The organism is Mesorhizobium sp. M7A.T.Ca.US.000.02.2.1, from assembly GCF_003996995.1.
GTDB lineage: Bacteria > Pseudomonadota > Alphaproteobacteria > Rhizobiales > Rhizobiaceae > Mesorhizobium.
On sequence record NZ_RZTT01000208.1, the window covers coordinates 1 to 10529 of the forward strand.

11 protein-coding genes are annotated in these 10529 nt (G+C 61.5%); 3 read left to right on the top strand and 8 right to left on the bottom strand.

Annotation, left to right across the window (positions count from 1 at the left end):
* Nucleotides 1-68 precede the first annotated feature (68 nt).
* The 4 genes from EOD15_RS19575 to EOD15_RS19590 form a co-directional block, all read right to left on the bottom strand.
* Nucleotides 69-1874 (bottom strand): ABC transporter ATP-binding protein, encoded by a 1806-nt coding sequence (locus EOD15_RS19575; protein WP_127408748.1) that lies wholly within the window; start codon nt 1872-1874, stop codon nt 69-71.
* Between the two features lie 378 nt (nt 1875-2252).
* The gene (locus EOD15_RS19580) at nt 2253-2663 is read right to left on the bottom strand and encodes a GNAT family N-acetyltransferase (RefSeq protein WP_127321217.1); all 411 of its coding nucleotides are present in this window, start codon (nt 2661-2663) and stop codon (nt 2253-2255) included.
* 39 nt (nt 2664-2702) lie between these two features.
* Nucleotides 2703-4379: an NAD+ synthase gene (locus EOD15_RS19585; RefSeq protein ID WP_127321218.1), complete on the bottom strand. Its 1677-nt coding sequence runs from the start codon at nt 4377-4379 to the stop codon at nt 2703-2705.
* Between the two features lie 130 nt (nt 4380-4509).
* Nucleotides 4510-5226, bottom strand: coding sequence for a DNA-3-methyladenine glycosylase I (locus tag EOD15_RS19590; protein ID WP_127321219.1), 717 nt, complete (start codon nt 5224-5226; stop codon nt 4510-4512).
* A 91-nt stretch (nt 5227-5317) separates the two neighbouring features.
* On the opposite strand from EOD15_RS19590, the gene EOD15_RS19595 reads away from it, so the two are divergent.
* Together EOD15_RS19595 and EOD15_RS19600 are read left to right on the top strand one after the other, a co-directional pair.
* Nucleotides 5318-5881 carry a DUF1003 domain-containing protein gene (locus tag EOD15_RS19595; RefSeq protein WP_127321220.1) on the top strand — a complete coding sequence of 188 codons (564 nt, stop codon included), beginning with the start codon at nt 5318-5320 and terminating at the stop codon, nt 5879-5881.
* Nucleotides 5878-6465 carry a DedA family protein gene (locus EOD15_RS19600; RefSeq protein ID WP_127321221.1) on the top strand — a complete coding sequence of 196 codons (588 nt, stop codon included), beginning with the start codon at nt 5878-5880 and terminating at the stop codon, nt 6463-6465. The genes EOD15_RS19595 and EOD15_RS19600 overlap by 4 nt, the downstream gene beginning before the upstream one ends.
* 3 nt (nt 6466-6468) lie before the next feature.
* Here the strand turns inward: EOD15_RS19600 and EOD15_RS19605 are convergent, their stop codons facing one another.
* From EOD15_RS19605 to EOD15_RS19615, 3 genes are all read right to left on the bottom strand, one after another.
* Nucleotides 6469-7056, bottom strand: coding sequence for a hemerythrin domain-containing protein (locus EOD15_RS19605; protein WP_127268647.1), 588 nt, complete (start codon nt 7054-7056; stop codon nt 6469-6471).
* A gap of 40 nt (nt 7057-7096) precedes the next feature.
* Nucleotides 7097-7456, bottom strand: coding sequence for a diacylglycerol kinase (locus EOD15_RS19610; protein ID WP_023810560.1), 360 nt, complete (start codon nt 7454-7456; stop codon nt 7097-7099).
* An 81-nt stretch (nt 7457-7537) separates the two neighbouring features.
* On the bottom strand, nt 7538-7954 hold the full coding sequence (locus EOD15_RS19615) for a GFA family protein (RefSeq protein ID WP_027036778.1): 417 nt from the start codon (nt 7952-7954) through the stop codon (nt 7538-7540).
* Between the two features lie 407 nt (nt 7955-8361).
* On the opposite strand from EOD15_RS19615, the gene EOD15_RS19620 reads away from it, so the two are divergent.
* Entirely contained in the window at nt 8362-9432 is a 1071-nt protein-coding gene (locus tag EOD15_RS19620) for a diguanylate cyclase (protein ID WP_127408749.1), read from the top strand.
* A 104-nt stretch (nt 9433-9536) separates the two neighbouring features.
* Here the strand turns inward: EOD15_RS19620 and EOD15_RS19625 are convergent.
* Nucleotides 9537-10529: 3-deoxy-7-phosphoheptulonate synthase class II (locus EOD15_RS19625; RefSeq protein WP_148129586.1), on the bottom strand; the 993-nt coding region annotated here is incomplete at its 5' end.

The window sequence follows — 10529 nt, forward strand, 5'->3', positions numbered from 1 at the left end:
CTCCAGCCCGCTGGGCTGACCGTGCCGGACAGAGGCGGCCTCCGGCCGAAGCTGGAGGCCGCCTCAATTCAGCTCACAAGTCCCTTGGTCAGTTCCAATGCCTGGCGCTCGAACAGGCGGCGGTAGATGCCGCCTTTCAGCCGGATCAGTTCATCATGCGAGCCTTCCTCGACGATGTTGCCGCGATCGAAGACCAGCAGCCGGTCCAGCGCCCTCACCGTCGAAAGCCGGTGCGCGATGACCAGCGTCGTGCGGCCGACCATCAGCCGCTCCATCGCCTGCTGGATCAGCACCTCCGATTCCGAATCGAGGCTCGATGTCGCCTCGTCGAGGATCAGGATGCGCGCATCGGCAAGGAAGGCGCGTGCGATCGCCACGCGCTGACGCTCGCCGCCCGACAGTTTCACGCCGCGTTCGCCGACCAGCGTGCCGTAACCCTTCGGCAGGTTGGTGATGAAGTCATGCGCACTCGCCAGCTTCGCGGCATGCTCGATCTCCTCCTGCGTCGCACTCGGCCTGGCATAGGCGATGTTCTCGGCCAGCGACCGGTGGAACAGGATCGGCTCCTGCTGAACGATGGCGATCTGCCCGCGCAACGAGGCTTGCGCCACCTGCGAGATGTCCTGACCGTCGACCAGTATTTTCCCCGCATTCACGTCATAGAGCCGCTGGATAAGCTTGACGAAGGTCGTCTTGCCCGACCCCGAATGGCCGACCAGCCCGACGCGCTCACCCGGTGCGATATCGACCGAAAAGTCGCGGTAAAGCGCCGATCGGTGATGGCCATAGTGAAAGGTGACGTTGTCAAAGCTGATCCGTCCTTCGGTGATCCGGATCGGCTTGGCACCGGGCCGGTCCTCGATGCCGAGCGGTTCGGACTGGAAATCGACCAGCTCTTCCATATCGTTGATGGAGCGCTGCAGATTGCGAATATGCGTGCCGATATCCCTGAGATAGCCCTGCAGCACGAAGAGCGAGGTCAGCACGAAGGCAACGTCGCCGGCGCTCGCCTGCCCCCACGACCACAGCATCAGCGCCAGGCCGATCACCGCGGCGCGCATGACCAGCAGCAGCACCCCTTGCGTGGTGCCGTTGATGGTGCCGCGCACCCAGGTGCGCCGTGTACGCGCACGCCATTTGGCGACGACCTTGGCCAGTCGGCGTTCTTCGCGCTCCTCGGCGCCAAAGCCCTTGACCACGGCGTTGCAGCTGACCGCGTCGGCCAGCGAGCCGCCGAGGCGGGTATCCCAGGTGTTGGCGAGCCTTGCCGCCGGCGCGACATAGCCAAGCGACAGCAGCGCCGTCACCGTGATGAACAGCACCGAACCGGCAGCAACGACCGCACCCATCAACGGCCAGAACCAGCCAAGCAGCAATGTCGAGCCGACCAGCATGACGACCGACGGCAGCAGCGCGATGAGGATGGTGTCGTTGAGCAGGTCGAGCGCCCACATGCCGCGCGTCACTTTGCGCACGGTCGAGCCGGCAAAGCTGTTGGCATGCCAGTCGGTGGAAAAGCGCTGGACGCGATGGAAAGCATCGGCGGCGATGTCGGCCATCATCTTCAACGTCAGCTCGACGATCCCCATGAACGCCAGGTTGCGCAACACGACGCCGGCCAGCGCGAGCGCCATCAGCATCGAGAACGCCGTCATCGCGGCATTCCAGGCAATCGCGTCGGCGCCGGCGCTGCTGGCGACGGCGTCGACCAGCCGGCCGGAGTAGAGCGGCGTCAGCACATCGGCCAGCGTCGACAGCAGGAAGCTGCCCATGATGAGCGAGAGCCGCCAGGGCTGACGCCGCCAATGAGTGAGCGTGAAGCCAAGAACGCTGCGAAAGGCGCTCGCGCGCAAATCGATCTTGAAACGAGCCATGATGTCATTCGGGCACAAACGAGCCCGATCCCAGTAGGTCGAAAATTGAAGAAGCCGCGCAAGGAGCCAATGAGTGCCCGGAAGCGGAGTGGCATATTTGGCGTATCGCCCAAATCGGGCGGCGATCGGCATCGGCATAAGCCTGTGCTCGGTCCGGCATCGGCACGAAGGGGAAACCTTCGCGGAGCGCCGGATGAGACCTAGGCTTCGCGGCCTCGCATTACCATGTGAAATACTGCCATTCGGACCTCCCGCAAGACAATTGCGGAGGTGTCCTTATAGAGACGCTCCGATGCATCGCCAAGACGAGTTCACGCCAAAAGTGTATCTGGTCCAACCACTGCGATTATTTTGCAACAACGGAGCAAGCCGCGCGCCTCATTCAGGAATGCGATCCAAGCGCATGTAGCGGCCATCGGTCGAGGGCTTGAACCCAAGCTTCTCATAGACGCCGTGTGCGTCGCTGGTCGACAGGCTCCAGTGGAAAACAGTCCTGACTTCAGGATGATCGATAAGGGCCTGGACGAGCCGGCTGCCGATGCCTTGCTCGCGATTCTCCGGCCAGATGATGATATCGGCGAGATAGGCGAACACCGTGCGGTCGGTGATCGCGCGGCCGAAGCCGACTTGCCTGCCGTCGACATAAGCGCCGACGCAAAGCGAATTGGCAAAGGCGCGGCGATGGACTTCATCAGTGCGTCCGGCGCCCCAATAGCTTGCCATCAACAGGTCCGATGTCGCGCGGAAATCGATCCGTGACATGTCGAAGCTGATCTCACAATCGGGCATGGCTGTCTCCGGTCGCGCCGCCGCGTGCGCTTTCGGTACCTAGCTGCGATCCCTGAACCGGTTGGTGATGGGATAGCGGCGGTCGCGGCCAAAATTCTTTTTGGTGATCTTCACGCCCGGCGCGGCCTGCCTTCGCTTGTATTCTGCGATGTAGAGCAGGTGCTCGATGCGCGTCACCGTCGCCCGGTCATGGCCGCGCGCGACGATGTCGTCGACACCCATCTCATTTTCCACCAGGCATTCGAGGATGTCGTCCAGCACCGGATAGGGCGGCAGCGAATCCTGGTCGGTCTGGTTCTCGCGCAATTCCGCCGATGGCGCCTTGTCGATGATGTTTTTCGGGATCACCTCGCCCGAGGGCCCGAGCGCGCCCGGCGGCACGTGGCTGTTGCGCCAGCGCGACAGCGCGTAGACCTGCATCTTGTAAAGGTCCTTGATCGGATTGAAGCCGCCATTCATGTCGCCATAGAGGGTTGCGTAGCCGACCGACATCTCGCTCTTGTTGCCCGTGGTGACGACCATCGAGCCGAACTTGTTGGAGATCGCCATCAGGATGGTGCCGCGCGCCCGGCTCTGCAAATTCTCCTCGGTGATGCCTTCCTTGGTGCCTTCGAACATCTGCGTCAGCGCGTGCAGAAACCCTTCGACCGGCTCGAAGATCGGCACGATGTCGTAGCGGCAGCCGAGCGCCCGGGCGCAATCCTCGGCATCCTTCAGCGAGTCCTTCGAGGTGTAGCGATAGGGCATCATGACGGCGCGCAGGCGTTCCTCGCCGAGCGCATCGACGGCGAGCGCCGCGCAGATCGCCGAATCGATGCCGCCGGACAGACCAAGCACCACATTCTTGAAGCCGTTCTTGTTGACGTAGTCGCGCAGGCCCAACATGCAGGCGCGATAGTCGGCCTCCTCCCGGTCCGGGATTTTCGACATCGGCCCTTCCGAGCAGATCCAGTGATCCCCTTGTCTCTTCCAGGTGGTGATGTCGACCGCTTCCTCGAACTGGCTCATCTGAAAGGCAAGCGTCTTGTCGGCGCCAATGGCAAACGACGCGCCGTCGAAGATCAACTCGTCCTGCCCGCCAAGCTGGTTGGCATAGATCATCGGCAGCCCGCATTCGATGACCTGGCGGATGACGACCTGGTGGCGGACATCGATCTTGGCGCGATAATAGGGCGAGCCGTTCGGCACCAGCAGGATTTCCGCCCCGCTTTCGGCCAGCGACTCGCAGATATCGACATCGCCCCAGATGTCCTCGCAGATCGGAACTCCGATGCGCACGCCGCGGAAATTGACCGGCCCCTGGATCTCGGGTCCGGCCTGGAAGACGCGCTTCTCGTCGAACTCGCCGTAGTTCGGCAGATCGAGCTTGTAGCGTTCGGCGATGATCTTGCCGCCATCGGCGAAGACGATCGAATTGTGCGTGCCGCTCTTGCGCTTCAACGGCGTGCCGATGATGACGCCGGGACCGCCATCCGCGGTGTCGGCGGCAAAGTCCTGTGCCGCCTTTTCGCAGGCTTTCAAAAAGGCCGGCTTCAGCACCAGATCCTCCGGCGGGTAGCCGGCGAGGAAAAGCTCGGTATAGAGCACGAGATCGGCGCCTTGACGTGCGGCATCCGCCCTCGCCTCGCGGGCCTTGGCGAGATTGCCTGATATGTCGCCGACAGTCGGATTGAGCTGGGCGACGGCGATGCGCAGGATGTCGAGCTTCTTGGTCATGCCTGCTGACTTAGCGCGGCAAAATTGCCCGGGCAATGGCGTTCGTTTGGACCAATTCGGACCGAATGACGTAGGTCAATCGTGTACGGACCGATCGACCTACTTCAATCGTGGCGAGACGAGCCGGGTCTCAGTCGTCGCCCATATATTCGCGCAACGCTTGCGGCGAATGATTCTCGCCGATCGACATCGCCAGGATGCGTGAAATATGCCGGCGCGGCAGGCCTGTCTGCACCACCCACTGGTTGATCTGTGCCTGGATCTTGTCGAGGTCCCTCTTCGAGGTCGGGCTTTCGGCGATGTCGAGGCCGACGTCGCGCAACGCCGCGGCCATATCGCCCGAGATGACGAACGCATCCCAACCCAGCCAGCGCAGGAAATACTGGCCCGTATTGCCGCCCAACCGGCTGCCATGCTTGCCGAGCCAGGCCATCAGCCCGACCTGGTCGTCCGCCGGCCAGTTTGCAAGGAATTGGCCGAAGCCGCCATATTCCTTCGACACGCGCTCGACGAAGGCGGCGTTGTCGCGCACGGATCTGATCTTCTGCGGGTTGCGCACGATGCGCTGGTCGGCCGTCAGATCGTGCCAGAAATCATCGGGCTGGAACAACAGCCGCTTCGGCTCGAAGCGCAGAAACGCCTCCTCGAAGCCCGGCCATTTCTGCTCGATGACGCGCCAGACGAAACCAGCGGCGAAGACGCGTTCGGCCATAACAGAGAGAATGCGGTCATCGGCGATGTCAGCCACGGCGGCATTGTCAGGCGCCGGACCCAGCAGCGACGTCAGTTCCTCTTCGCCGCCCTTGCGTTTTGCGGCGCGTGCGCGAATTTTCTTGAAATCGGCCATTGGTCCCTCGGCAACTGGAATCATCTAACACTTCCCGTGTGAGCCGGCAGCCTCTACCTCTTACGGCAAGCCAAAGACCCTGGAGATGGCCATGAACAAGACGATCGACGACCTGGCGAACCGCTGGCTCAAGCGGCGGCCGGACGGCCTCAGCCAGCTCGAAAGCCGGGTGCTGCAATCGACGCTCGAACGCACCACCATCTCGCGCGACACCAACAAGGCCGTCGCATTCCACCAGACCTTCGGCGACCGGCTCGCCGACACGATCGCCCGCATCGGTGGGTCATGGTCCTTCATCCTGACCTTCATCGCCTTTCTGATCCTGTGGACATCAGCCAATGTCTGGCTGCTGTCGCGTGACGCCTTCGATCCCTACCCGTTCATCTTCCTCAATCTCGTTCTGTCGATGGTCGCCGCCTTGCAGGCGCCGGTGATCATGATGGCGCAGAACCGCCAGACCGAACGCGACCGCATCGACGCCGCCCACGATTACGAGGTCAACCTGAAAGCCGAGATCGAGATCATGGCGCTGCATGAAAAGCTGGATGAACTGCGCCACGGCCAGATTCTCGGTATGCGCGACGAGATCGTGCAACTGACCGAAATGATCAAGCGGATCGACGAAAGGCTGTCTTCGCAGCAGTCGGCTTCATGACCGACGCGATCCATCATTTCATCGAACAATACGGGCTGCTCGCGGTCTTTATCGGCTGTGTCGCGGAGGGCGAAAGTGCCGCCATTCTTGGCGGTTTCTTCGCCCACCAGCAGGTCTTCGTCCTGTGGCACACGGTTCTTGCGGCCGCGCTCGGCGCCTTCGTCGGCGATACTTTCTTCTTCATCCTCGGACGAAGCTTCGCCGACCATCCCTATGTCGTCAGATTGCGCAAACGGCCCGGCTTCCGCCGCGCCTTTCGGCTGCTCAACACCCATCCAGACATTTTCGTGCTGTCCAACCGCTATATCTACGGCATGCGCCTCGTCGGCGGCATTGCAGCCGGGCTTTCCAACATCGCCGCGCCGCGCTTCGTCATCCTCAACGCCATCTCATCGGCGATCTGGGCGGTACTGTTCGGCACGATCGGTTATGTCTTTGGACTTGGCGCCGAGCACGTCATCGGCCAGGCGTTGATGCATCACGAACGGTTGCTGATCGGGCTTGGCATCAGTTTGACCGTGGCCGTTCTGGCATGGCTCGTGGCCCGTCACATCGCCAGGAAGGAACGCGCCAGGGAGGGCTGATCGTCAATCCACGCCGAGTGCCTGATCCCCCCGATCGAGGATAAGCGGGATGATCAGGTCTTCCTCGTCGGCAAGATGCCTTGTCAGCATGGCGATCAGCCGGCTGTTTTCGTCGGCATAGGCGTCGGCGGCGAAGCGCTGTCTGTCTTCGCTCTCCTGGAGCGTCTTGATGAACGCATTGGCCGCCTCGGCATTACGCTCCAGCCCTTCATGGATGGTGTGATGGTCGGCATCGAGGATCTCGAAGCCGTGCTTCAAACGGGGCTCGGCCTTGGCGAAGACCGGAAAATATTGATAATCCTCGACGTTGTGGTGACCGTCGAGGTTGCCTAGAAAATGATTGAGGCGGGGCGCGAACCAGCGCGCGAAATCAGGCGCCGTCAGCCGTCCCTCACGGTAGTCGCCGATGCCGTTGGCCAGCATGCCGCCAAGTTCGCGGAACATGTCGTGCCGCTGCAGCCACATATTGGCGATGCCGTGGATGTTGGCATGGTCCTGCCAGTTTTCACGCGGATATTTCTCGGCCAGCCAGCGCAGATCATCCGGCAGGCCCACGCGTTCGAGAAGCAGAAAATTGGCGGCCCCGGCCATGACAGTCTCCTTTGGTGACTGGCATATAGGCATCGAAAGGCTAGATCGGTAGCCCGGTGATCCGCTCGATAATGGCAATGCCCCAGACGCCGGCGACGATGAGTACCGAAATCAGCACCGCCAGCGAACCGCAATCCTTGGCCAACTGGATATCGACATTGAACTCGCGGCTGAAAGCGTCGCATGCCGCCTCGATGCCGGTGTTAAGCACTTCGACCATGATCAAAAGCAACACGGCGCCGATCAGCAAGGCATAACCGCGCCACGAGATCGAAACGAACCAGCCGAGCGGCAAGGCAAGCGCCAGCAGCATCAGCTCCTGCTGGAAAGCCTTCTCGCTGGTGGCCAGCTTGCGAAACGCCCGCACCGAATTGAAATAAGCATCGATCAGCCGCTGCATGCCAAACCCCTTTGCGAATTACCGGCACGGGATAATGCAATGGCTGGCCAGATCAATGGAATAAGGTGACTTGTCCAAGATTCATTCAGCAACCGGTATGGACGGTGTCGACTTTTCAAACTGTGGCAGCCCGTCGTCGATCGAATAATAGTCGCCCTTGTCACCGACGAAGATATGGCATTCGCCCTCAAGACCTGTCGGCTTGTCGAACGATCCCGCCATGACCGAAACGTAGTCCTGGTCTCGCGGCTTCCAGAACAGCACCGATCCGCATGCCTTGCAGAACCCACGCCTGGCGAAGGTGGAGGCTTCGTACCAGGTGATACTTTCCGTGCCCTCGATCACAATATCGGCGTTGGCAACATTGGTCGCGGCATAGAAATGTCCGCTCTGCTTGCGGCATTGCGAGCAATGGCAATAGACGACGCCACGCAGCGCTCCGTTCGTTCTGAAGCGGACGGCTCCGCATAGACACGATCCCTGGTGACCATCACTCACGTCGATCCTCCTTGAAGAAAAGTGCCTGGCATCGCCTTCAGGATTCCAGCTTTGCGGCGCACGCACGCAAGCAAATGCGACATGTGCTGGCGTGGAGAATCCGAAATTCGGTTTCATTTTCAAGAGTGCGATGCGCGAATCGCGAATTCAAGCCGCCGCACCGGCGTTGTTTCCAACTGTTGGACGCACGGACCAAGGCTTTTACAGCCCGCAGACAGAGAAAACCCGCTGACCCTCTGCCAGTTAAGGAAACTTTAGCGACGGCGCATTTATGGTCACCTGCAAGCGAAGGCCGTGGGTGGGGACGCATCCCTTCGCAAGTTGTTCGAAGCGTCGGTCGCATTCCCCAGGGCTCGGCGACAAAGGAAACCGCGAATTCCGCGGAGGATCCGAGGGGAAGAACCAAGATGCAGCCGGCAGCTGTCCCGACCGAACGAAGCACCGACATCGCAGCCACTGTTGTCGCGACAATGCGCCAATTGGGCGTGCTCGGCCTGCCGCGCAATTACGAGATCTTCTATGAGGCCCTGAGCGGCACCAATCGCGAACTCAGCATGGCCGTCGTCTCCCTGACCAGCCGGCCGACACAGGATGAACTTGATCAGATCGGGCGCACTTTCTTTGCCCACAACCATGGCCCTGGCATCGTCGAGCATGCCAGAGACGTCATTGCCAGGGAGCTCGAGGAGGTTGCTTCGCTGCTGCGGAGCGAGCGCAGCCACATCGAGAAATACGGCAGGATCCTCGATGAGACATCGAGCGGCCTCAGCGGCCGCAGCCTTCTCTCTCAGGATCTCCTGCAGAAGATCGCCAGCGCCATGGCGGTTGCCACCAATTCGACGATCGATCACGGCCGGCAGGTGGCCTCGACGCTCAACGACAAGACGGCCGAACTCGAAAGCGTCAAGTCGAAGCTTGAGGAGTACAAGCGCCTGGCCGACACCGATCCCTTGACGCATATCTGGAATCGGCGCGCCTTCGACAAGGAGATCACCAGGATCTACAACAGCAACAGGGGTATCCTGTTCAACGCCCTGGTTCTTGTCGACATCGACCGCTTCAAGGATATCAACGACCGCTATGGCCACCCGGTCGGCGACAAGATCATCCAGAGCATCGCCGATATTTTCCAGATCAGCATTCGCGGCGACATGTTCGTCGCCCGCACCGGCGGCGAGGAGTTCGCGCTGATCATCGAGGGCGCCAGCGAGGACGCCACCTATGACGTCGCAGAGCGTATTCGTGCCCTGATCGAGCAGACGCCGTTCACCAGCAGCCAGACTGGTACGAATTACGGCACCGTCACCGTCTCGATGGGTATCTGCATGGCGTCCGAAGCCGAAGGACCCGAAGATCTCTACACCAAGGCCGACCGGGCGCTCTATCGCTCCAAGGTCAGCGGCCGCAACCGGGTCACCAGGCACTCGACGATGGCAGGCCGGGCCGGCAAGAGCTGGCTGCTCTACAAGAAGGACTGACAGTCCCTGCCCGCTGGTGCCGGGAACACTGGACTAGCGCAGACATAAAAGGCGCCCGATTTCTCGGACGCCCTTTCATGGATCTTATTCGGACTGCGCGAAAATCAGCCGTTGACCGCCTGCTTGTGCTGCACCGGGTGGCTCTTCTTCAACAGATCCGAGACCAGGAAGGCCAGTTCGATCGCCTGGTCGGCGTTAAGGCGCGGATCGCAATGGGTGTGGTAGCGGTCCTGCAATTCCTCGGCGGTGATGGCGCGCGCGCCACCGGTGCATTCGGTGACGTTCTTGCCGGTCATTTCGACATGGATGCCGCCCGGATGCGTGCCTTCGGCGCGGTGCACCTCGAAGAAGGTCTGGACCTCCTTGAGAATGCGGTCGAACGGCCGCGTCTTGTAGCCGGCGGCCTCGATCGTGTTGCCGTGCATCGGGTCCGACGACCACACCACGGAGCGGCCTTCCTTCTGCACCGCGCGCACCAGCTTCGGCAGATGGTCGGCGACCTTGTCGGAACCGAAGCGGGCGATCAGCGTCAGCCGGCCGGGCTCGTTCTCGGGATTGAGCAGGTCGATCAGCTCCAGCAAGCCGTCCGGCGTCAGCGACGGGCCGCATTTCAGCCCGAGCGGGTTCTTGATCCCACGGCAATATTCGACATGGGCATGATCGGGCTGGCGGGTGCGGTCGCCGATCCAGATCATGTGGCCTGACGTGGCGTACCAGTCGCCGGAGGTCGAATCGACGCGCGTCAGTGCCTCCTCGTAGCCGAGCAGCAGCGCCTCATGGCTGGTGTAGAAATCGGTCTCGCGCAGCGCGTAGTTGGTTTCCGAAGTGATGCCGACGGCCTTCATGAAGTCCATCGTCTCGGTGATGCGGTTGGCGAGAGACTCATATTTTTCGCCCTGCGGGCTGTCGGACACGAAGCCGAGCATCCAGCGGTGCACGTTCTCCAGGCTGGCATAGCCGCCTTGCGCGAAAGCGCGCAGAAGGTTGAGCGTCGCCGCCGACTGGCGGTACGCCATTTCCTGGCGAGCGGGATCCGGAATGCGCGACTTCGGGTCGAATTCGATGCCGTTGATGATATCGCCGCGATAGCTGGGCAG